This window comes from Cellulophaga sp. F20128, assembly GCF_023015805.1.
Lineage (GTDB): Bacteria > Bacteroidota > Bacteroidia > Flavobacteriales > Flavobacteriaceae > Cellulophaga.
In genome coordinates this window covers 75,303-98,223 of sequence record NZ_JALKBA010000001.1, presented here as the reverse complement: position 1 = coordinate 98,223, position 22,921 = coordinate 75,303, and the positions used below count along the sequence as shown (strand labels likewise).

General features: G+C 35.7%; 23 protein-coding genes and 1 tRNA gene. 16 read left to right on the top strand and 8 right to left on the bottom strand.

Annotated features, from left to right (window positions below):
* The first annotated feature begins 17 nt into the window (after positions 1-17).
* The 6 genes from MWU65_RS00435 to MWU65_RS00410 are packed head-to-tail and all read left to right on the top strand — an operon-like array spanning position 18 to position 4,295.
* Positions 18-767, top strand: a complete 750-nt coding sequence (locus MWU65_RS00435; RefSeq protein ID WP_247074691.1) for a cyclase family protein — start codon at positions 18-20, stop codon at positions 765-767.
* Positions 768-1,121, top strand: a complete 354-nt coding sequence (locus MWU65_RS00430; protein WP_247074689.1) for a DUF4260 domain-containing protein — start codon at positions 768-770, stop codon at positions 1,119-1,121. It begins immediately after the preceding gene.
* Positions 1,114-1,755 (top strand): DUF4230 domain-containing protein, encoded by a 642-nt coding sequence (locus tag MWU65_RS00425; protein ID WP_247074684.1) that lies wholly within the window; start codon positions 1,114-1,116, stop codon positions 1,753-1,755. The genes MWU65_RS00430 and MWU65_RS00425 overlap by 8 nt, the downstream gene beginning before the upstream one ends.
* 8 nt (positions 1,756-1,763) lie before the next feature.
* Positions 1,764-2,099, top strand: coding sequence for a Dabb family protein (locus MWU65_RS00420; RefSeq protein WP_247074683.1), 336 nt, complete (start codon positions 1,764-1,766; stop codon positions 2,097-2,099).
* Between the two features lie 14 nt (positions 2,100-2,113).
* Positions 2,114-2,473 (top strand): MmcQ/YjbR family DNA-binding protein, encoded by a 360-nt coding sequence (locus MWU65_RS00415; RefSeq protein ID WP_247074682.1) that lies wholly within the window; start codon positions 2,114-2,116, stop codon positions 2,471-2,473.
* Between the two features lie 49 nt (positions 2,474-2,522).
* Positions 2,523-4,295, top strand: coding sequence for a DNA mismatch repair protein MutS (locus MWU65_RS00410; protein ID WP_247074681.1), 1,773 nt, complete (start codon positions 2,523-2,525; stop codon positions 4,293-4,295).
* On the opposite strand, the gene MWU65_RS00405 is transcribed toward MWU65_RS00410, so the two are convergent.
* Positions 4,292-4,828 carry an alpha-ketoglutarate decarboxylase gene (locus MWU65_RS00405; protein ID WP_247074679.1) on the bottom strand — a complete coding sequence of 179 codons (537 nt, stop codon included), beginning with the start codon at positions 4,826-4,828 and terminating at the stop codon, positions 4,292-4,294. The two genes, MWU65_RS00410 and MWU65_RS00405, sit on opposite strands and share 4 nt — an antisense overlap.
* 101 nt (positions 4,829-4,929) lie before the next feature.
* Between MWU65_RS00405 and MWU65_RS00400 the strand changes: the two genes are divergently transcribed.
* Together MWU65_RS00400 and odhB are read left to right on the top strand one after the other, a co-directional pair.
* Positions 4,930-7,698 (top strand): 2-oxoglutarate dehydrogenase E1 component, encoded by a 2,769-nt coding sequence (locus MWU65_RS00400; protein ID WP_247074677.1) that lies wholly within the window; start codon positions 4,930-4,932, stop codon positions 7,696-7,698.
* Positions 7,699-7,725: 27 nt separating this feature from the next.
* The gene (odhB, locus tag MWU65_RS00395) at positions 7,726-8,943 is read left to right on the top strand and encodes a 2-oxoglutarate dehydrogenase complex dihydrolipoyllysine-residue succinyltransferase (RefSeq protein ID WP_247074675.1); all 1,218 of its coding nucleotides are present in this window, start codon (positions 7,726-7,728) and stop codon (positions 8,941-8,943) included.
* Positions 8,944-9,011: 68 nt separating this feature from the next.
* On the opposite strand, the gene MWU65_RS00390 is transcribed toward odhB, so the two are convergent.
* From MWU65_RS00390 to MWU65_RS00380, 3 genes are all read right to left on the bottom strand, one after another.
* Positions 9,012-10,355 carry a cytochrome c peroxidase gene (locus MWU65_RS00390; protein WP_247074672.1) on the bottom strand — a complete coding sequence of 448 codons (1,344 nt, stop codon included), beginning with the start codon at positions 10,353-10,355 and terminating at the stop codon, positions 9,012-9,014.
* Between the two features lie 91 nt (positions 10,356-10,446).
* A complete protein-coding gene (locus MWU65_RS00385; protein ID WP_247074670.1) occupies positions 10,447-10,893 on the bottom strand; it encodes a retropepsin-like aspartic protease in 447 nt (148 codons plus the stop codon).
* A 167-nt stretch (positions 10,894-11,060) separates the two neighbouring features.
* Positions 11,061-11,504 carry a hypothetical protein gene (locus tag MWU65_RS00380; RefSeq protein ID WP_247074669.1) on the bottom strand — a complete coding sequence of 148 codons (444 nt, stop codon included), beginning with the start codon at positions 11,502-11,504 and terminating at the stop codon, positions 11,061-11,063.
* A gap of 163 nt (positions 11,505-11,667) precedes the next feature.
* Here MWU65_RS00380 and MWU65_RS00375 point away from each other — a divergent pair, with 163 nt between their 5' ends.
* The 8 genes from MWU65_RS00375 to MWU65_RS00340 all read left to right on the top strand — a co-directional run bounded on the left by MWU65_RS00375 (position 11,668) and on the right by MWU65_RS00340 (position 16,818).
* Positions 11,668-12,435 carry a TatD family hydrolase gene (locus MWU65_RS00375; protein WP_247074667.1) on the top strand — a complete coding sequence of 256 codons (768 nt, stop codon included), beginning with the start codon at positions 11,668-11,670 and terminating at the stop codon, positions 12,433-12,435.
* A 15-nt stretch (positions 12,436-12,450) separates the two neighbouring features.
* On the top strand, positions 12,451-13,485 hold the full coding sequence (locus MWU65_RS00370) for an asparaginase (RefSeq protein ID WP_247074666.1): 1,035 nt from the start codon (positions 12,451-12,453) through the stop codon (positions 13,483-13,485).
* 61 nt (positions 13,486-13,546) lie between these two features.
* A tRNA-Ser gene (locus MWU65_RS00365) sits at positions 13,547-13,634 on the top strand.
* A gap of 76 nt (positions 13,635-13,710) precedes the next feature.
* Positions 13,711-14,448: a MotA/TolQ/ExbB proton channel family protein gene (locus MWU65_RS00360; RefSeq protein ID WP_247074664.1), complete on the top strand. Its 738-nt coding sequence runs from the start codon at positions 13,711-13,713 to the stop codon at positions 14,446-14,448.
* A 27-nt stretch (positions 14,449-14,475) separates the two neighbouring features.
* On the top strand, positions 14,476-14,925 hold the full coding sequence (locus MWU65_RS00355; protein WP_247074662.1) for a hypothetical protein: 450 nt from the start codon (positions 14,476-14,478) through the stop codon (positions 14,923-14,925).
* Between the two features lie 11 nt (positions 14,926-14,936).
* Positions 14,937-15,560, top strand: a complete 624-nt coding sequence (locus MWU65_RS00350; RefSeq protein ID WP_247074659.1) for a biopolymer transporter ExbD — start codon at positions 14,937-14,939, stop codon at positions 15,558-15,560.
* Between the two features lie 11 nt (positions 15,561-15,571).
* Positions 15,572-16,054 (top strand): biopolymer transporter ExbD, encoded by a 483-nt coding sequence (locus MWU65_RS00345; protein WP_247074657.1) that lies wholly within the window; start codon positions 15,572-15,574, stop codon positions 16,052-16,054.
* Positions 16,055-16,140: 86 nt separating this feature from the next.
* Positions 16,141-16,818, top strand: coding sequence for a porin family protein (locus MWU65_RS00340; RefSeq protein ID WP_247074655.1), 678 nt, complete (start codon positions 16,141-16,143; stop codon positions 16,816-16,818).
* On the opposite strand, the gene MWU65_RS00335 is transcribed toward MWU65_RS00340, so the two are convergent.
* From MWU65_RS00335 to MWU65_RS00320, 4 genes are all read right to left on the bottom strand, one after another.
* Entirely contained in the window at positions 16,813-17,418 is a 606-nt protein-coding gene (locus MWU65_RS00335) for a hypothetical protein (protein WP_247074653.1), read from the bottom strand. The genes MWU65_RS00340 and MWU65_RS00335 overlap by 6 nt on opposite strands.
* Complete coding sequence (gene rpoN / locus MWU65_RS00330; RefSeq protein WP_247074651.1) at positions 17,418-18,875, bottom strand: RNA polymerase factor sigma-54; 1,458 nt, start codon at positions 18,873-18,875, stop codon at positions 17,418-17,420. Before rpoN ends, MWU65_RS00335 begins: the two co-directional genes overlap by 1 nt.
* A 40-nt stretch (positions 18,876-18,915) precedes the next feature.
* Complete coding sequence (gene asnS, locus MWU65_RS00325) at positions 18,916-20,349, bottom strand: asparagine--tRNA ligase (protein ID WP_247074648.1); 1,434 nt, start codon at positions 20,347-20,349, stop codon at positions 18,916-18,918.
* A gap of 67 nt (positions 20,350-20,416) precedes the next feature.
* Positions 20,417-22,834, bottom strand: a complete 2,418-nt coding sequence (locus tag MWU65_RS00320) for an efflux RND transporter permease subunit (RefSeq protein ID WP_247074643.1) — start codon at positions 22,832-22,834, stop codon at positions 20,417-20,419.
* Positions 22,835-22,921: the final 87 nt, after the last annotated feature.

Here is a 22,921-nt window from a genome sequence, read left to right as displayed (position 1 = left end):
ATTAAGCAATACAATTAATGAAGGCAATTATAAAAGTTAGGTCTAGGAATTATAAAACCAATTTAACCAAACCATTAGATATCTCAATGCCACTGAGGGGTGATAATACTAATGTGAATGTGTGGTATGTAGATCCACCTGTTATCACAGCACATACCGAAGATGGTTTTATAGGTGCCGTACGAGAAGGGGCTTCCATAAATTTTAACGATATCTGTTTTAACCCACATGCCCATGGGACACATACAGAATGTGCCGGTCATATTACCGAAGAATTTATGTCTGTAAATCAGAAATTGCAACAATTTTTCTTTTTGGCTGAGGTAATTACAATAGCACCTGAAAAACTAGGTGATGATTTTGTGATTTCTAAAAAGCAACTACAATATGCCTTGGGTAATAAAAAGCGAGAGGCGGTTGTTATACGGACCCTTCCTAATTTATCGGATAAGATGTCAAGGCAATATTCACATACAAACCCTCCTTATTTACTAGAAGAAGGAGCAGAATTCTTAAAGGAAAGAGAAGTAGAGCACTTGTTAATAGATTTGCCTTCTTTAGACAGAGAGAAAGATGAAGGGGCCTTAGTAGCACATCGAGCGTTTTGGAATTTCAAAGGAAAAATAAGAGAAAACGCTACAATTACCGAGCTTATTTATGTGAATAATACCATTGCTGATGGTACTTATTTATTAAACCTTCAGGTAGCTCCTTTTGAAAACGATGCAAGTCCAAGTAGACCTGTTTTATATAAAGTAGAAGAGTAAATGAAAACAATTTTAAAGCTTGAAGAATTGGCGATGTTTGGGCTAGGAATCTACCTTTTTAGTTTGCTTTTATACCCTTGGTGGTGGTTTTTATTGCTAATTTTAGCCCCAGATATTGGAATGTTAGGCTATTTGTTCAATGCTAAGGTTGGTGCTTTTTTGTATAATATACTCCATCATAAAGGCGTGGCAATCGTATTTTATCTGGTAGGTGTATTTCTCGAAATTCCCTTGTTCCAATTGGTCGGTGTCATCTTATTTTCACATGCTGCGCTAGATAGAGTATTTGGCTACGGATTAAAATATGACAAAGGGTTTAAGTACACACATTTAGGAGAAATAGGTAATGGATAGTATTTTTGAAGTTTTTTTAGGGTTAATTTTAGGTGCAATTTTAATGAATTGGGTGGTATCCTTTTTTAGAACAAAACAGAAAAAGGAAATTACACAACATCAATCTACCGTATTATTAGAAAAAATAAAAAGAGTTTGTAAGTTAATAGCTGTTGAAGGCGATTTTGCAGAGGTGTATCAATATCAAAATACCAAAGAACATTTTATGAGTTTGGTAAGTAGTAAAAAGAAGGCCTTGGTCATCATTAACGCCAAGGTGCAAATTGGATACGATTTAAAAAAGATTTTTTTAAATGCTGATGAAGGTAAAAAGAAAATTATACTGACTAATTTTCCAGAACCAGAAGTGCTTTCCATTTCGCCCGACTTACAGTTTTACGATATAAAAAATGGATTGTTTAATTCTTTTTCACCAGAAGATTTAACCAATGTAAATGCCGAAGCTAAGAATCACATCTTAGAAAAAATACCCCTTAGTGGTCTGATGGATACGGCCCGAAAAGAAGCTATGGAAGCGGTGTTGTTGATAGAGACATTGGTAGAAACCATTGGCTGGACACTGGATTACTCAGCGCTTCAGGTGGAAAACAAAAAAGAAGCAAAACAAATAAAAGAAGATATAAATAAACAATAACAATAGATATGGAAGTAGGGAAGACAGAATTTGATAAAACATTTGTACACACCGTGTTTTTTTGGTTAAAAAATCCAAATAAAAAAGAAGATCGGGATTTGTTTGTTGCTGCTTTAAGTACTTTTTTAAAGTCCTCCAAATACGCTAAAACCAATTTTATAGGAACACCTCCACAGGCTTCCAGAGATGTGGTAGATGGTTCATTTACCTTCAGTTTGTTGGTGTCCTTTGCATCTGCAGAAGACCAAACCAAATACCAGGTTGAAGAAGCACATGAAAAGTTTGTGGAAACGGCCGCACCCCTATGGGAGAAGGTCATTGTTTATGATTCATCTGGAATCTAGATTTTGGTGAAGTTATGAATATAGAGGAATACAGAGATTATTGTATCGCTAAAAAAGGAGTTACGGAAGCTTTTCCTTTTGATGCACATACTTTGGTGTTTAAAGTGATGGGCAAAATGTTTGCCTTGGTTGGCTTAAATAAATTGCCGCTGCAAACCAATTTAAAATGTGATCCTGAGCGTTGTCTTGAATTGCGTGAAACCTACGATGGTCAAATTATTCCAGGATACCACATGAGTAAGAAACATTGGAATACCGTGTTTCTTGAAAACCTCTCTCCAGAATTTATTAAAGAATTGGTAGACGACTCTTACCAGCTTGTCGTGGCCGGGCTACCTAAAAAACTAAAGGAAGAATTGGCAAGTTTGTCCTAATAACCAATATCTTTACAGCTTTTAAAAAAATATAAACACAGTGCTACAGATGGAGAAACTCCTTGCTTTTTATACCAATAATATTTCAAGTCATCAAGAGGAATCTGAAAAAGTAAAATCACAATTACAAGCATCTAGCCTAGTGAGGCTATTGGTGTTTGTAGGAGCTGCTATTGGTATATATGCCTTTATGGGCAATGCTAAAATTATCATCGCTATTGTTTTACTAGCCATTGTATTGTTTATTTTTCTAGTATCCCGGCATTCAGATTTACAATTCAAGTATCATAAGTTTTTGGCACTTATTAAGATTAATGAGATAGAAATTGATGTATTACATCGCAAATTTCATCATTTGCCCGATGGTAAGGAGTTTAGCAATCCAACACATTTTTACAGTCAAGATATAGACCTTTTTGGTAAAGGATCTTTTTATCAATATTGCAATAGAACGGCCTTGGATCGGGGCAGTGAAACCTTGGCGGAAAAATTTACAGAGAATAAGATTGACAACATCTTGCTCAAACAAGAAGCAATAAAAGAGTTGGCAGAAAAACCCAAATGGAGACAAGAGTTTGCTGCTATTGCCACCCTGGTTAAAGCTGAAATACCGTATAAAAACATTGTGCATTGGTTGCAGCAATACAAGGCATTTATGCCAAAAGCTATGCAGCATGTGCCTACTGTTTTTTCAGTGGTGACAGGGTTATTATTTTTGTTTTACTTTTTAGGATTAGTCCCTGGTTTGGTAATTGGTGGTTGGTTTGTTTTGGGCTTGCTCCTATCTGGTCTGTATTTTAAGAAGGTTAGTAAATTGGCTTCGGACACAAGCAAGGTGCAGTCGGTTTTTCAGCAATATCAAAAGTTAATTGTAGAAATAGAAAACCAAGACTTTTCGTCAGAATTATTAAAAGAAAAGAAAAGTAAAATTGTTCAGGAAGGGAAAAAAACATCGGAGATTTTGCACGAATTTTCTAGAATCCTGGGAGCCTTAGACCAGAGGAACAATATGATTTTTGGTTTTCTAGGCAATGGTTTTTTACTGTGGGATATCAAGCAAGCATACAAAATAGAAGCGTGGATAGCAGCCAATGGGGCATCGGTTGAAGAATGGTTTGGTGTAATTGCTTTTTTTGATGCTTACAATAGCTTAGGTAATTTTACTTTTAATCACCCTAACTACGTGTTTCCAATACTAAATAAAGACGCCATGGTTTTAAAAGGAATTAATGTGGCGCATCCCTTGTTAGACCCAACGAAGTGTATCGCTAATGATATTACCATAGACAAAGAACAGTTTTTTATAGTTACGGGAGCAAATATGGCTGGGAAAAGTACCTTTTTGCGTACAGTTTCTTTGCAAATTGTATTGGCCAATGTTGGTTTGCCAGTTTGTGCGTCATCAGTAGAGTATTCGCCCATAAAACTTATAACGAGTATGCGAACAACAGATTCGCTTACAGATGATGAATCTTATTTTTTCTCTGAATTAAAACGTCTAAAATTCATTGTAGACGAAATACAAAATGATCGCTATTTTATTGTCCTTGATGAAATTTTGAAAGGCACCAATAGTACGGATAAGGCAATTGGCTCACGCAAGTTTGTTGAAAAATTAGTCGCATCTAAATCTACCGGTATTATTGCAACTCATGACCTTAGTTTGTGTGAAGCCGCCAAAGAACTCCCAGAAATAGAGAATCATTATTTTGATGCGGAAATTATAGACAATGAATTGCATTTTGACTATAAGTTTAAAGCTGGTGTCTGCAAAAATATGAATGCGTCTTTCCTGTTAAAGAAAATGGAGATTGTAGATTAAAAATACACTCTCACAAAGGGCATAAATGCGTCTGAATAGATGCTTTTTCCTTCGCTGTAAAGCACATCATAACGTACCCCAACTGTAATGTTTCTGCTGGTGTAACCTAGGCCTAGGAATAAGGCCGGATTCCAATAATTGTCTTCAATATTGGCGCCGTCAAATTCAAATTTTCTATTGATACGCAATTGTTCAAATTCGGCCGAAAGTTGAATGGCAGGGATAATGTTGTAATAGGTTAAGGCACTAGCTCCGTAGGCAATCAATTTAGAATCCCGGAATTTAGAATAGTTGAAATTTAATCCGGCACCTATAGCAAATTGGTCATTCACTTGATAAATGGCGTTGGGAGAAAGTGCGGCATTAAAAGTATTATTGCCAAAGCCCAACCCAAATCCACCGCCAAAACGAACATTGTTCCAAAAATCACTCGAGGTATTCTGCGACTGTGCAGAAATGGTTGCATGCGTAAAACTGATAAGTAAGAAGCTAAAAACCAATAATGTTGAAAATGTAGGTCGTTTTCTTTTCATTGTCTTAATTTTTTGTGAATATTACAGACTAAGATATGCTTATAAATACTAAATGTTGTATTTTTGGCTTAATTTTGTTCAAAAGACAGAGAAGAATTTCAATGGATAAATATTCGTTTTTAAACGCAGCGCATACATCATTTTTTGCGACCTTATATGATAAATACTTAATTAGCCCAGATAGTGTAGAGCCTAGTTGGCGTGCTTTTTTTCAAGGATTCGACTTTGGGCAGGAAACTGCATTGGAGGCGTTTTCTGAAAATGGAGTAGCGGGCACAGCTGCAATGCCTCAGTCGTTGCAGAAAGAATTTAAGGTAATTAAGTTAATTGACGGCTATAGAAGCAGGGGCCATTTGTTTACCAGAACAAATCCTGTTCGCGAAAGAAGAAAATACATTCCAACACTTGAGTTAGAGAATTTCGGATTGTTAGAGTCAGATTTGGATATAACTTTCACCGCTGGTGAAATCCTAGGTCTTGGTTCAGTGTCACTGCGCGATATAATAAAACACTTAACAGACATCTATTGCGATGCCATAGGGGTAGAGTATATGTACATTCGTAAACCAGAACGAGTAGAGTGGATACAAAACTGGTTGAATGTAAATGATAACCATCCTAAATTTTCTCCTGACAGGAAAAAACATATTCTTAAAAAATTAAATCAAGCCGTTTCTTTTGAAAGCTTTTTGCATACGAAATATGTTGGGCAAAAACGTTTTTCAATTGAAGGAAATGAGTCTTTAATACCTGCTTTGGATGCCGTAGTAGAAAGAGCAGCAGAAATGGGTGTAGAGGAGTTTGTAATGGGTATGGCTCACCGTGGGAGACTTAATGTGCTTACCAATATTTTTGGAAAAGCAGCGAAAGATATTTTTAGTGAGTTTGACGGCAAGGATTATGAGCAAGAAATTTTTGATGGTGATGTAAAATATCACCTGGGGTGGACCTCAGAGCGGAAGGCTAGAAATGGGAGTAAGATAAAAATGAACATTGCTCCTAATCCATCGCATTTAGAAACAGTAGGTGCGGTTGTTGAAGGGATTGCAAGAGCAAAACAAGATACGCACTTTCCAGATGATTTTTCAAAAGTATTGCCCATAGTTGTACACGGAGATGCTGCCATAGCTGGTCAGGGTATAGTGTATGAGGTGGTACAGATGGCAAATTTAGATGGGTACAAAACCAACGGAACCATTCATATTGTTGTCAACAATCAAATTGGATTTACAACAAACTATTTGGATGCAAGGTCTTCTACCTATTGTACAGATGTAGGAAAGGTTACCTTGAGTCCGGTTTTGCACGTTAACGCAGATGATGCGGAGGCGGTGGTACATGCATCTTTGTTTGCTTTAGAGTATAGAATGCGTTTTAAAAGAGATGTGTTTTTAGATTTGTTAGGCTATAGAAAGTATGGACATAACGAAGGTGATGAACCTCGTTTTACACAACCAAAATTATACAAAGCAATATCCAAGCACAGCAATTCTAGAGATCTTTATGCAGAAAAATTGCTATCTGAAGGGGTTATTGAAAAAGACTTTGTTAAAAAATTAGAAGATGAATATAAGGCCTCTTTGGAAGAGGAGTTAGAAGACTCTAGAAAAGAAGATAAAACAATTATAACACCTTTTATGGCTGATGAGTGGAGCGGATTCACATCAGTTAGAGAATGGGAGATGATGGAGACTGTAGATACTTCTTTTGATAAAAAGAAGCTTACGGAAATAGCCAAGGTAATTACCGAACTTCCTTCGGATAAGAAGTTTTTACGGAAGGTTGAAAAGTTGGTTCGGGATCGTAAAAATATGTTCTTTGAAACCGATAAGCTAGATTGGGCTATGGGGGAATTACTCGCTTATGGTACCCTGTTGCACGAAGGTTTTGGAGTGCGAATGTCTGGACAAGATGTAGAAAGAGGTACTTTTTCTCACCGGCATGCGGTTATGAAAGTTGAGGAGAGTGAAGAGGAGGTAATTTTGTTGAATCACCTGTCTAAAGAGCAAGGTGAATTCCAAATTTACAACTCCCTTTTATCAGAATATGGTGTGGTTGGGTTCGATTATGGGTATGCTATGGCTTGTCCAACAACTTTAACGATTTGGGAAGCTCAATTTGGTGATTTTAGCAATGGGGCTCAAATAATGTTAGATCAGTATATTTCTGCTGCCGAAGATAAGTGGAAGTTGCAAAATGGGCTCGTGATGCTGTTGCCTCATGGCTATGAAGGTCAGGGAGCAGAGCATTCGTCTGCTCGTATGGAAAGATACTTGCAACTATGTGCTCGAGATAATATGTTTATTGCCGATGTATCTACACCTGCGCAGATGTTTCATATCTTACGTAGGCAAATGAAAGTGAATTATAGAAAACCATTAATTATATTTACACCAAAGAGTTTATTAAGACACCCAAAAGCTGTTTCTACAGTAGAAGAGTTTGCGAATGGGTCCTTTCAAGAGGTATTGGATGATACTACGGCGGATGTTTCTAAAATTAAGTCCTTGGTTTTTTGTACGGGTAAATTTTATTATGATTTACTAGCCGTAAAAGAGGAGCAAAATAGAGAAGATGTTGCCTTGGTAAGAGTGGAGCAATTATTTCCACTGCCATCAAGTAAAATGACTGAAATAATAGGGAAGTATACCAATGCAGCAGATGTAGTATGGGCACAAGAAGAGCCAAGAAATATGGGTGCTTGGAGCCATATTATGATGCATTATGTAAATGCAAATAAGTTTAGAGTAGCATCTAGGCGTTTTTATGCCTCGCCAGCTGCAGGTAGTGCCGTTCGTTCTAAGCGTAGGCATCAGCAAGTAATAGATTATGTCTTTGATAAAACCAAAGACAATATGACAAAAAGATAAATACAATAACACATCAAATAAAGCAGGATGATTTTAGAAATGAAAGTCCCTTCACCAGGGGAGTCAATAACCGAAGTGGAAATAGCAGAATGGCTAGTACAAGACGGAGATTATGTTGAGAAAGATCAAGCTATTGCTGAGGTAGATTCAGATAAGGCTACTTTGGAGCTTCCGGCAGAAGAAAGTGGAATTATTACCTTAAAGGCTGAAGAAGGTGATGCGGTTGCAGTTGGAGCCGTAGTTTGTTTAATAGATACCTCTGCTGCAAAACCAGAAGGAAAATCTGAAGCTCCTAAAAAGGAAGAAAAAGAAACAGCTGCGCCAAAAGTAGAAGCACCTAAGGCAGTAACGTCGACTAAGACGTATGCCACAGGTACAGCCTCTCCTGCAGCAAAAAAAATATTAAGTGAAAAGGGTATGGATGCCTCTTCTATACAAGGAACGGGTAAAGATGGTCGAATAACTAAAGAAGATGCCGTAAAAGGAGTTCCTTCAATGGGTACACCAACTACAGGCGGTAATAGAGGAGAAACACGGTCTAAACTTTCAATGTTGCGCCGTAAGGTAGCAGAACGCTTAGTGTCTGCTAAGAATGAGACGGCTATGCTTACTACTTTTAACGAGGTAGATATGTCGCCTATATTCGCTTTGCGTAATCAATACAAAGAAGATTTTAAAACCAAGCACGGTGTTGGATTGGGTTTTATGTCTTTCTTTACTAGAGCAATAGTGCGAGCCTTGGAAATGTATCCTTCTGTTAATGCTATGATAGATGGTAAAGAAATGATAGCTTACGATTTTGCAGATATTAGTATTGCTGTTTCTGGACCTAAAGGCTTAATGGTTCCTGTAATTAGAAATGCAGAAAACTTGACTTTTAGAGGAATAGAAGCGGAGGTAAAACGTTTGGCAATTAGAGCACGTGAAGGAGAGATTACCGTGGATGAAATGACGGGTGGAACATTTACCATTACCAATGGGGGTGTTTTTGGATCTATGTTGTCTACGCCAATTATTAATCCACCACAGAGTGCAATTTTAGGAATGCATAATATTGTAGAGCGACCAATAGCTAAAAATGGTGAAGTAGTAATTGCTCCTATTATGTATGTTGCTTTGTCCTACGATCACAGAATTATAGATGGTAAAGAATCTGTAGGTTTCTTGGTAGCTGTTAAGGAAGCATTGGAAAATCCTGAAGAATTATTAATGAATAATGATGTTAAAAAAGCATTAGAAATGTAATTTTAATATTGTGTTACTATAAAAAAGGGCTGAAGTTAAACTTTAGCCCTTTTTTTATGTTTGTTTAGCTAGTTGCAATCCATATCGGTCTTGGATTCGCTATCAGCGTTAGGAAAACAATTTCCAGATGGTAATTGCTCGGGAGTATATCTGTCTAGGTTGTTGTCGTACAAGGAATTTTCAACAAAGGAAGTTAAATCATTTACCTCGTTGGGGGTAAGATTTAAGGGGATAAAATGTGCTGATAATTGATCTTTTGGTACCGTGGTGTTTTCAGCAATAGCCTTATTCTTATAATTTATTACCGCTTTTATACTTCCAAAGCTTCCGCCGTGACCAAAGTTGGTTATATATTTTAAATTGTATAAAGACGGAATTTTAAATTTATAATTGTCAATTTCTTTACCGGTAAAACCACCTCTCCCTTTTTTAGTTGCTTCATCAATAGCAATATGAGAACTATTCGGGTCTAGATCATTCATTCCTATGGCATAAAAACCAGTTTTGTTTAATCCTGGTCCAGAATGACAAGTAAAACATGCTCCTTTCCCAAAAAATAAATTGGCACCTCTTATTTCTGTTGCAGATAAAGCATTTGCATCACCTTTTAACCATTCTTGAAAAGGAGCTTTGTTGGCAAGCACTGTTCTTTCGTAGGCTGCAATGGCTAATCCTGCATTAATGGTAGAGTATCTTTTTTCTTCTACTATGTTGGGAAACGCTTTGTCAAATAATGGTTTGTAGCCATTGTTTTCTAAAAATTCTACATCTATTAACAGTCGGTGTACATCTAAACCGGCAATTGCTTGTGTTTCTAATCCTTCAAAACCAAGTGTATTTTTTTCCTTAGGAGTGTTGGTTGTCCAATGGTCTTCAGTACCTTGGTTTTCGGCTGTACCACCAAATTGGCCATTCCAAAGCATAATTTTTTGATAGGCAGTGTTTAGAATACTTGGAGATTTTAATGGTTGTACGTCTAGGTCTTCTTTAAGGTAGGCTATAGACATGTGTCTTGTTTCTCCTTTAATTCCAAATCCAAAACCGCCTTCACCTATACCTTGTAAATTGCCGCTTTGGAATCCCGCCGCTGCATGGTGGCAACTGGCACAAGAGTAAGTGTTTCTTCCCATTTCTTTTAATGGATTAAGGGCAAGGCCTGTTTCGTGAAATAGAAATTTTCCCAACGCTACTTTTGCAGGTGTTAATGGGTTTTTTGGATCAGCCGGTATATTGCTAAGGTCGTTTTCTTGTGGTAGTTGTAGCGCATCTAGACTGCCATAGAGAGAAATTATTTTTTCTTGGAGAATGAGATCTTCGACTTGGTAGTAATTTTGGTCGTCCTTAGAACAGCTGGTAGTTAATAAGAAGAATATAATTAAGCTAGGGTAGAATGCTAGTTTTAAGTTAGTCATTGTTGTGGGGTTTAGGCCACAAAAGTCTTACTATAAAGGTAGGCAACCTTAAATCATCGGTGCATAGCCAGAAAAATGGGTGTAGTTGGTATTAGTCTTTAAAGTATACGCATTTTTTTTTGTAATCAATTATGGCCTTGGTTTTTTTAAGGATGTCGGCGCCAATAATTCCATCAACCGGTAAGGCATTATGGTTTAATAGTGCTTGGTTAACGTGCGTTAAATCAAAAACAACAATGCTTAGCTTTTTGTATTTCCAAGCTCCAATTTTTATAGTGTTTTTTGTAGAAATTTGAGTCTCCATATCCGTAGCCCCAGCCCCAGCGGCCTTTACCTCAGATGCTTTAGACGTAAGCTTAAAAAAATCTACTTTATCAATACCAACACAAGTGTTGGAAGCGCCGGTATCTAAAATAAACTTGCCAGAGATTCCATTTATTTTTCCCTTGATTTCAAAGTGATTTGTTTTGGTGAGCTTTAGCTTTATTTTTGTGTAGTTTTTCTTAGCTAGAAATTTGGTAAGCGAAGTGTCTTTCATAGTGTTGTGTTTTCCAAAAGGGTAAAAATACGACAATGAAAAAACAAATGCTTCTCGGTGCACTATAAAAGGGACTTTGTGGGATAGAAGGGTGAACTTCTTGTAATAAGAAAGCCGCACATCAAAGGGATTAGCTATGAGGTGCGGCTTTTGTTTTTATTGATTGCTTATTTGTTAATGCCACTTATGATAATTTTAGAAGTGATTATCTCTCCAGATGCTATTAGTTTCATTGTTTTTTGTGCATCGCTTTCAGAGGTGGAGAATCCTTTGGCATACCCATTGGTCGATGTTACTTCCCAAAAAAAGATGCGTTTGTTGTTGTTGACAACATCAGTTTTGAGCATATGGTAACTTTCTATCTTTTTTTCAAGAATAACTTCTCCAGAGCTAGCCAGACGAATCATTGAAGCGGCATTGACTGCACTTGGTGAAGTCCCGGAATAATATCCCTTGTTTGTTTTAACAGACCAATCATAAATGACAACGATATCGGCTGTGTTGATTTTTTCCACTTCATTTAATGGGCTAACGGTTTTCTTTTCTGTTGTAGCGTGGACATTACATAATGTGAAGGCTACTGTTGCGATAATTAAAATAACTTTTTTCATACGTTCTAATTTTTAAATTATTGTTTTCATTTGTAAGAGCTAACTTTTGCCGTTACATCTTTATATCAATCACATCTAAAAATTGTTACCCAAAAAATTCTGACGCCCCAAAATAGAAGGCTATATACTAGTTGGTTGTAGTGGACTTTTTTATTTTTGTGGTATGATATTGACAGATACACATACTCATTTATATAGCGAGGCTTTTGATGATGACAGAGAGGTAGCTATTAAGGATGCCATTGCAAAAGGAGTTGGCCGCTTTTTTATACCTGCCATTGACTCTAGCTATACCAATGCTATGCTTAAATTAGAAGCAGCCCATCCGGAAAATGTATTCTTAATGATGGGTTTGCATCCTACCCATGTAAATAAAGACTATCTTGAAGAGCTCAGCCATGTTGAGGAAATGTTAGCCAAACGGCAGTTTTATGCTATTGGCGAAATAGGAATCGATTTGTATTGGGATAAAACCTTTTTAAAAGAACAGCAAGAAGCATTTAGACACCAAATACAACTGGCAAAAGAGTATAAGTTACCCATAGTAATTCATTGTAGAGATGCTTTTGATGAAATTTTTGAAGTTTTAGAGTCCGAGAAAAGCGCGGATTTGTATGGTATTTTTCATTGTTTTACAGGAACCTTAAAACAGGCGAAACAGGCTATTTCTTACAATATGAAGTTAGGAATTGGAGGGGTTGTTACTTTTAAAAATGGTAAAATTGATACTTTTTTAAATGAAATAGATCTAAAGCATATCGTTTTGGAAACTGATTCACCCTATTTGGCACCTACACCGTATAGGGGTAAAAGAAACGAAAGTGCTTATATTGTTACCATAGCAGAAAAAATAGCACAGCTCTATAAGAAAGAACTCAAAGAAATAGCGGAAATTACAACTCAGAACTCTAAAGATGTCTTCGGGGTTTAAAGCAATTACAATCAGATGGGTGTAAAAACGAAGATATTACTGATATATACAGGCGGTACAATAGGTATGATCAAAGATTATGAGTCGGGAGCTCTTAAAGCTTTTAACTTTAATAATCTTATGAAAAGGATCCCAGAGCTTACGCAGTTGGCTTGCACCATAGATAGTATTTCTTTTGATAAGCCCATAGATTCTTCCAATATGAATCCTTCCCATTGGGTCGCAATCACAAATATAATAGAAGAACACTACACTCATTATGATGGCTTTGTTGTGCTACATGGGAGTGATACTATGAGTTATACAGCAGCTGCCCTAAGTTATATGTTAGAGAATTTAGGGAAACCTGTTGTTTTAACAGGGTCACAATTACCTATTGGAGACCTTCGTACAGACGCCAAGGAAAATTTAATAACTTCCATACAAATTGCTGCTCTAAGAGAAGAAAATACTGCAGTGATCCAAGAGGTGTGTTTGTATTTTGAATATAAATTATACCGAGGCAATAGAACAACAAAAGTTAATGCAGAACATTTCGAGGCATTTGCTTCCCTAAATTACCCGGAATTGGCAGAATCTGGTGTCCATTTAAAAATAAATAAGGAGTATTTAAAGAAAGTAAAAAAAGAGAAACAATTTAAAGCTCATAAATTGCTAGATGATAATGTTGTGATCTTAAAATTATTCCCCGGTTTAAACCAAAATGTCCTTAATAGTGTTCTAAATATTCCTAATCTTAAGGGGTTAGTTTTGGAAACTTATGGTGCGGGCAATGCTCCAACCGATGAATGGTTGTTAAATAGCCTTAAAAAAGCGATAGATAGTGGATTATATATTGTGAATGTAACACAGTGTTCTGGAGGGAGTGTTTTGCTAGGTCAATATGAAACGAGTGAGGAGTTACAGCACTTACAAATCATTAACGGCAAGGATATTACAACTGAAGCTGCAGTGACTAAACTTATGTATTTATTAGGTACAGGAGTATCGCCAAAACTGTTTAAAACACTTTTTGAAACACCCCTGCGTGGAGAAATGCAAGAAAAATAACATATATAATTTCTGTAACTAATATTTTTTTTGTTATTTGGACCTCGGAAAACTTATGAATAGAGAGGTGGCCGAGTGGTCGAAGGCGCACGCCTGGAAAGTGTGTATACATCAAAAGTGTATCGAGGGTTCGAATCCCTTCCTCTCTGCAGATAAGTTTTAATTTTATTTAAACATTTTTTTTATATCTTTAACCCTATTAACTAACTAAATTAAGTTTTGAAAATGAAAAGATTATCTTCTATCCTAGCCGTAGCTGGGTTGTTTGTTTTTAGTACAAATACAGTAAATGCAGCTACTCTTATACAAGATGCAGCAGCAGCAGAAGCCCCTAGAGGTTTTGTTCAAGTTTTAAAAGAGCAATTTATAACAGGTGGTCCTGCATTTATGGGAATTGTGCTTTTATGTTTAATTCTTGGCCTTGCAGTAGCAATAGAAAGAATTATATACTTGAATATGGCAAGCACTAATACTACTAAGTTAAAGCAAAAAGTAGAAGACGCTTTAGCATCAGGTGGTATAGAAGCTGCAAAAGAAGTATGTAGAAACACAAAAGGACCTGTAGCGTCAATATTTTATCAAGGTTTAGATAGATCTGGAGAAAGTATAGAATCTGCTGAAAAAGCGGTAGTTGCTTATGGTGGTGTTCAAATGGGTCAATTAGAGAAAAATGTTTCTTGGTTGTCTTTGTTTATCGCTATTGCACCAATGCTAGGATTTATGGGAACTGTAATCGGGATGATTCAGGCCTTCCAGAAAATTGCAGCTGTTGGTAACCTAAGTGCATCATTGATTGCAGGGGATATTCAAGTAGCTTTATTAACAACTGTATTTGGTCTTGTTGTCGCCATTATTCTTCAAATTTTTTATAATTATATTATTGCAAAAATCGATAGTATTGTAAATGATATGGAAGATTCTTCAATCTCATTGATTGATATGTTGGTAGATCACAAAAAATAAGTCGGACCTTTAAAATACAAAAGCATTATGCAAAAAATAGTAAAAATAGCTTTGATTATTATAGGCCTTGTGTCGGCGGCTTTATGGTATTTCTTACCATCAGGAGATTTTACAATCCCTGAAGTTGCAGCACAAGCGGCAGATAGCGGAGCAATGAACTCTATGTTCTTTATTACATTTGTTTTAATAGGTATTGCAGTAGTAGTAGCATTGTTTTTTACATTGAAAAACTTGTTTTCTACACCAGATAGCCTTAAAAAGACGTTGTTTTCAATCCTTGGTTTTTTACTTGTGGTAGCAATTTCATACTTTTTATCAAATGGTGATGATTTAGATCCTGAGTTCTTAACAGATATGGATGCAACAACAAGTACTGTTAAAAAGATTGGAACAGGTATTTATACCTTTTTAATATTAGCAGCTATTGCGGTCATTTTAATGGTTGTACCTAGTGTTAAAAAACTAATCGGTAAATAAAAACTAAAATTATGGCAAGAAGAGGTGGAGCACCAGAAGTAAATGCTGGCTCAATGGCAGACATTGCATTCTTACTCCTTATCTTTTTCTTAGTAACTACTACTATAGAAACAGATGCAGGTTTAGATCGTATGTTACCGCCATTGGAAGAGCTAGAAGAACAAGTTTTAATTAAACAGAAGAATATTTTTGAGGTTCAGGTTAGTGAAGACGGACAATTATTAGTAGAGGAAGAATTAACTCCATTGACAGAATTAAAAGCAAAAGCAATTGCTTTTTTAGATAATGGAGGCGCTCCTCAAGGAAGTCCTAACTATTGTGATTACTGTAAAGGAGAAAGAGATCCTGAGTCTTCAGATGACCCAGTGAAAGCTATTATTTCTTTAAAGAATGATCGTAAAACTAAATATTCTGTTTATGTAACTGTACAAAATGAGCTTGTTGCTGCGTATAATGAATTGCGTAACAGAGAAGCAAAACGTTTGGGTTATAATATGTCGTTTACAGAAATGGATGCAGAATATAGTAACCAAGAAACATCAGATGAAGTAAAGGAAAAATTAAAGGTTAGAATTAAACAAATTCAAGATCTTTTTCCAATGAAGTTATCTGAAGCAGAAACTAATAAAAATTAACACAAAGAGTTATGTCAAAATTTAAAAAGAAAAAAGATGGAGAATTGCCTCCAGTTTCTACGGCTTCTCTTCCGGATATTGTGTTTATGCTATTGTTTTTCTTTATGACAGTAACGGTAATGAAGGATAGCGAACCATTGGTAGCTAATGAATTGCCAAAAGCTTCTGAAACTAAGAAACTAGAGAAAAAGGATAGAATTGTTTATATTTTTGTGGGTCAGCCTACTGAAAAGTATCAACGATTATATGGTACAGAAGCAAAAATTCAGTTAAATGATAAATTTGCAAATGTATCTGAGGTTGGAGATTACGTTTTAGAAGAAATTGCTAAAAAACCACAGGAAATACAAAATGCAGTAACTACTTCATTAAAAATCGATAAGAATGCTAATATGGGTATTGTTATGGATATTAAAGAGCAGTTAAGAAAAGTAAATGCATTAAAGGTAAATTATACTACGTACGAGGGTGATGCCTTTGATAATTTAAAATAATTTAGATAGTTAGACTATTTTAAGGCGCTTCAAGTAGGAAACTATTTGAAGCGTTTTTTATTTCATTCGTTTTAAGAAGCTCCATTATGTTTAAAAAATATGTTTTTGTCTTTCTTTGTTTTGCGGTATGCAATTCATTTTCTCAGAATGTTGCCGTAGATAGCACTTATTTAGAAGATCAATTTTATATTGGGGTCACCTACAATACCTTTAGGGATAAACTCTCTAATATGACGCAGAGAAACTTACCCTATGGTTTGCAGTTGGGCTTTATAAAGGATATGCCTATTAATGATAAAAGAACAGTTGCTATAGGATTGGGATTGGGGTATGCGGTGAATTCCTACTATTCAAACTTAATTGCCACTAAGAGTAATGATGATATCACCTATGCTTTTCTTGCAAATGATGTGAGTTTTCAAAGAAGTAAAATTGAAACCCATATCGTAGAATTGCCTATTGAATTTCGTTGGCGTATGTCTACACCTACCAATTATAAATTTTTAAGAATATATGGAGGGGTTAAGTTGGGCTACGCTTTTGCAAGTAGGTCTAAATTTGTCTCCAATGACAAAAGAGAATCCTTTTACAATACCGATATTTCCAAATTTAGATATGGGTTACAATTTAATATGGGCTACAATACTTGGAATGTACATATTTATTATGGATTAAATAATCTGATAAATACGACTGAAACTGTGGCGGGGGAATCGATTAATATAAAGCCGCTAAGAATAGGTTTTATTTTCTATATCTTATAACCAATACTTAATGGTTATTAACTGTGATATAGCTCCTATAAGGAAGCCTATGATGATTTCTGCTGTTGTGTGTGCTTTTAGGTATAGTCGCGCGGAAGCAACAAGACCTGTGCTTAAAATGCCTATAGCAATAGCAAAAATAATGTTTATTTCAAAATGGATGCTTAGGTTTATGAGGAACATAACCAAAGTGCCCATTCCCATTAAATGCATACTACTCTTAAACTTAAAAAATAATAGTACTGCAGAACTAAAGGTTGCCGTTAGTAATCCTAGAAAGAAAAAGAAGAGTTCTTCTGTATAATTGTTGGGTATTACCTTATAAACAACCATAAGCAAAAGCGCTAAGTTAATGTAATAAGGATACTTTCTTTCTTTGATTGTAGGTAGGTCATAAGAGGTAACTAGTCCAATATTACGCAATATTAAAAAGCATACAATAGGGACAATAACCGTAAGTATAAAAATAGGAAGAATATTTCCACTCAATACATTTAGAGTGTAGTATTTGGGTGTGATTTTAAAATAGCATAGCACCCCAAGAATGGGTGTAAATAAAGGGTGAAAAATGGATGAAACTATTTTAAAAAAGTTCTTCATTAAATCTCTTTTCTTAACCTGGCAACAGGAATGTTGAGTTGCTCCCTGTATTTGGCTACCGTTCTTCGGGCAATAGGATATCCTTTATCTTTTAGGATGGCTGCTAATTTATCATCTGTTAATGGTTTTCTTTTGGTTTCCTCAGCGATAACAGTCTCCAGTATTTTTTTTATTTCTTTTGTAGAAACATCTTCTCCCTGTTCGTTTTTCATAGATTCAGAGAAATATTCCTTAATTAATTTGGTGCCGTACGGGGTATCTACATATTTACTATTGGCAACCCTAGAAACTGTGGAAACGTCCATATGAATGGTGTCGGCAATGTCTTTAAGGATCATAGGACGCAGTTTGCGCTCGTCTCCCGTTAGAAAATACTCCTCTTGGTATTTCATGATGGCGTCCATAGTAATAAACAATGTCTGCTGTCTTTGTTTAATGGCGTCTATAAACCACTTGGCTGAGTCTAACTTTTGCTTGATAAAAAACACGGTGTCTTTTTGTGATTTGGATTTTGTCTTGGAGTTCTTATATCCTTCAAGCATATTATTGTACTGTCTGGAGATATGAAGTTCAGGAGCATTTCTACCATTTAGTGTTAATTCCAATTCACCTTCCGCAATTTTAATAGAAAAATCAGGAACTATATGTTCTATGATTCTCGTATTTCCGGCATAAGATCCGCCGGGCTTAGGGTTTAATTTTTCAATTTCAGAAATAGCACCTTTGAGCTGCTCTTCTGTTATATTGTATTTTTGTATTAATTTTTTATAGTGCTTTTTGGTAAACTGATCAAAAGACTTTTGTAAAATAAGAACAGCAAGTTCTACAGCTGGGGTTTGGTCCTTTCTGGATAATTGAATGATAAGACATTCCTCTAAAGAACGTGCGGCAACTCCAGGTGGATCTAGTTCTTGAACCAGTTTTAATACTTTAGTTATGTCTTTTTCTTCTGCGTAAACATTTTGTGTAAATGCAAGATCATCCAAAATGTCTGCAAGAGGTCTACGGATATACCCACTTTCATCAATACTGCCAATTAAAAATTCGGCTATTGCCCAGTCGTTATCATCTAAATAAACCGTATTTAACTGTGCCATTAAATATTGATTAAATGATGTGCCAGAAGCATATGGGATGCTTTTTTCATCATCGTCAGCACTGTAGTTGTTGGCTTGTGTACGATAATCGGGGATTTCATCATCAGATAAATATTCATCTATATTGATGTCTTCTGCTTCAATGGTGTCGTTGTCTGTATCATTATCGTAAACATCATCAAATTCGTCATCAGCATTTTCAACTTCTTCCTTGCCACTTTCTAAAGCCGGGTTTTCTTCAAGTTCCTGCTTTAAGCGTTGTTCAAAAGCTTGGGTAGGCAACTGAATTAACTTCATAAGCTGTATCTGCTGTGGAGACAACTTTTGAGATAACTTAAATTGTAAATGTTGTTTAAGCATTGCGGTTAATTCTTGTGACTATAAATTTAAAGATTTCAGATTAAAATTCAGCATTTTGTGGGGTCCTAGGGAAAGGGATAACGTCTCTAATATTCCCCATTCCGGTTGCAAAAAGTACCAAGCGCTCAAAGCCAAGGCCAAAGCCGCTATGTACTGCACTTCCGTATTTACGCAAATCGGTATACCACCATAATTCTTTTTCGTCAATGTCTAAAGCCTTCATTTTTTCTAAAAGAACATCGAGGCGTTCTTCTCTTTGTGAGCCACCAACAATTTCGCCAATTCCAGGGAAAAGAATATCCATTGCTCTTACTGTTTTTCCATCTTCATTTAATCGCATGTAAAACGCCTTAATTTTTGCTGGATAATCAAACAATATCACAGGACATTTAAAATGTTTTTCAACAAGAAAACGTTCGTGTTCACTCTGTAAATCAGCTCCCCATTCATTGATAGGGTATTTAAATTTCTTCTTTTTGTTTGGTTTGCTATTTCGTAAAATGTCTATGGCTTCTGTGTAGCTAACCCTTTTAAAGTTGTTTTCTGTAATAAACTTTATTTTTTCAATCAAAGGCATCTCACTGCGTTCAGCAACTGGTTTTCCTTTTTCTTCGGCAAGTAACCTTTGTTCTAAGAACTCCAAATCATCTTTGCAGTTTTCTAATACATAAGAAAGCACACTTTTTATGAAATCTTCCGCCAAATCCATATTGGCATCCAAATCAAAGAAGGCCATTTCAGGTTCAATCATCCAAAATTCTGCCAAATGTCTAGAGGTGTTAGAATTTTCTGCTCTAAAAGTGGGCCCAAAAGTATACACTTTGCCTAGACCCATGGCATAAGTTTCAGCTTCTAATTGTCCAGAGACAGTAAGGTTGGTTTCTTTTCCAAAAAAGTCTTCTTGGTAATTAATTGTTCCGTCTTCGTTTAGCGGTGGATTTTTAGGATCTAGGGTAGATACTCTAAACATTTCTCCAGCTCCTTCAGCATCTGATCCTGTTACTATGGGCGTGTGTACGTGGTAGAATCCATTTTGTTGAAAATATTGATGTACAGCAAACGATAGCGCAGAACGCATTCGCATTACTGCAGAAAATGTATTGGTTCTAATCCGCAAATGTGCTTTTTCTCTAAGAAACTCTAGAGAATGCTTTTTGGGCTGAATGGGGTAGGTTTCTGGGTCAGCAGCTCCATGTATTTTTATAGCGGTTACCTGTATTTCTACATTTTGTCCTTTTCCTTGGCTTTCAACTAAGGTTCCCTTTATTTGCAATGCAGCTCCAGAAGAGACTTGCTTTAAAATTGCTTCGTCTAGTTTTTCAAAATCTACAACACATTGAATGTTGTGAATTGTAGAACCATCATTTAAAGCGATAAACCTATTGCTTCTAAAAGTTTTAACCCAACCGTTGGTTGTTACTTCTTGTAAAATGTGTTTGGCGGAAAGTAATTCCTTGATGCTGTATGTATTCATTTTAAAATGTACTTCTTATTTTAAGGGATAAAGATAACTTTTTGTAAAGTCTTTATCACAGTGAAAATTAGTTTTGATTATGGATTTGATTTTTTTTCTTGATTTTTACTTCTTCTAAAGGTAAAATATCAATCTGTGGTTTCTTTAAAACTTCTTTATTGGCAATACTTCTTTCTAAAGACAACAAGAGCGAAGGTAATAAGATTAGGTTGGCTAGCATAGCAAATAGTAAGGTTGCGGATACAAGTGCTCCTAGGGCTACTGTTCCTCCAAAATTTGATATTACAAAGACCGAAAATCCAAAGAACAATACAATAGAGGTATAAAACATACTTACGCCTGTTTCTCGTAATGCAGCATAAACAGACTTCTTAATGGCCCACCTGTTCACCACCAATTCTTGCCTGTATTTTGCCAGAAAGTGAATTGTGTCATCCACTGAAATTCCAAAGGCGATGCTAAATACTAAAATTGTCGAAGGTTTTATAGGCACTCCAGCGAAGCCCATTACCCCAGCTGTAATTACCAATGGTAATAGGTTGGGGATTAGCGATATGATAATCATTCTAAAAGAGCGAAACAAATAGGCCATAAACAGAGCAATTAAACCAATGGCCAAAGCCAGAGATAGCACTAGATTGTTTACTAAGTATTTGGTGCCTTTAAGAAATAATAAAGCCTTGCCGGTTAAGAAAGCCGTATAGCGTTCTTTTGGAAAAATTTTGTCTAGGTTTTCTTGAAGTTTCATTTCAATTTCTTCCATTCGCTCTGTATCCACATCTTTCATAAATGTGGTCATCCGTGCGGTTTGTCCGGTGGTGTCAACAAAACTTTCTAAAAGATTCCCGTTGCCTGTAGAATTACGAGCAACATCCATGATAAAAGTATTTTCTTGTGAGGTGGGCAATTGGTAATACTTTGGAATACCATTGTAAAACGCTTGTTTGGAGTACTTTACCAAATTAACCACCGATATGGGTTTAGATAGTTCAGGTATTTCTTCAATGATACCCCCAAATTCATCCATTCGTTTTAAGGTGGCTGGTTTTAGAACACCATTTTTTCTTTTGGTGTCAATGACAATTTCTACGGGCATTATACCATCAAATTCTTGCTCAAAGAATCGAATGTCTTTAAAAAACTGTGCTTTTTTGGGCATGTCTTCAATGGGGCTGCCAGAAATATCAATTTGATACATTCCTATAATGCTTACGATTAAAAGAAGTATGGATACGATATAAACAGAAATACGCTTTTTCCGGACAATATTTTCCATCCAATTTACAAAAGTATCAATCCATTTTTTGTTCAAATGTTTTAGATGTTTGTCTTGTGGCTTGGGTAAAAAGCTGTAGACAATAGGAATAATTAAAAGAGATAAAATAAAAATTCCAATAATATTCATAGAGGCAACAATGCCAAATTCTTTTAAAAGTTGACTGTCTGTAATAATAAATGTGGCAAAACCAGAGGCTGTGGTGACATTTGTCATTAAAGTAGCATTTCCGATTTTAGAGATAACACGTTGCAGTGAAAGTGCTTTGTTGCCATGGTTTTTTACCTCTTGTTGGTATTTATTGATAAGAAAAATACAATTTGGAATCCCAATTACAATAATTAGTGGCGGAATTAAGGCCGTTAATACGGTAATCTCATACTCTAGCAACCCAAGAATTCCAAAGGCCCACATAACGCCGATTATCACAACGCACATAGAAATAAAAGTGGCTCGAATACTTCTGAAAAAGAAGAAGAAAATTAGTGATGTAACTCCCAAGGCAGCCAAAATAAATTTTTGAATCTCATCAATAATATTCTGAGAATTCATAGTTCGGATATAAGGCATTCCAGAAATGCGTACATCCATTTTGGTTTCCTTTTCAAATTGGTCAATGAGGTGTTTTAAATCTTTTAGGATAAAATCTTTCCGTACAGATGTATTTACAATGTCTTTGTCTAGGTAAACCAGTGTTCTAATAGTCCCCGTCTTTTTGTTGTACAAAAGGTTTTCATAGAATGGAATGTTTTGAAACAAATGATGTTTTAAACTGTCTATTTCTGCAACTGTTCTAGGGGCAGTTTTTATGAAATTTTGCAGTATAAATTCTTGGCCGTCTTCATCTTTAACAAGTTCTTTTAAATTTTCGGTAGAAAGTACAAAATCAACCTCTGGAAAAGCCTCCAGTTGTTTGCTTAATTTGTTCCATCTGTTAAAATTAGCTGGGGTAAATAAGGTGCTGTCTTTAATGGCTAAAGCCATTACATTGCCTTCTTCTCCAAATAAATTTAAAAAAGATTGGTATTGAATGTTTATGGGGTGGTGGTCTGGTAATAGGTTGGCTTCTGAGTTAGAAAAACGCATGTTTTTCCATTGCAAAGCTAAAAATATGGTAAAAGCGGTAATTAGTAATAAAATTAGAATTCTATTTCTTAGAATTATCCGAGCAGTTTTAGCCCAAAAACCTTGCGTTATCTTAGCACCCATTAAAAGTAATTATAAGTGCGCAAAGGTAAAGAATGATTGTTAGTGTACCCAAAAAATGAAGTTTAAAAAATGGGAAATGATAAAATT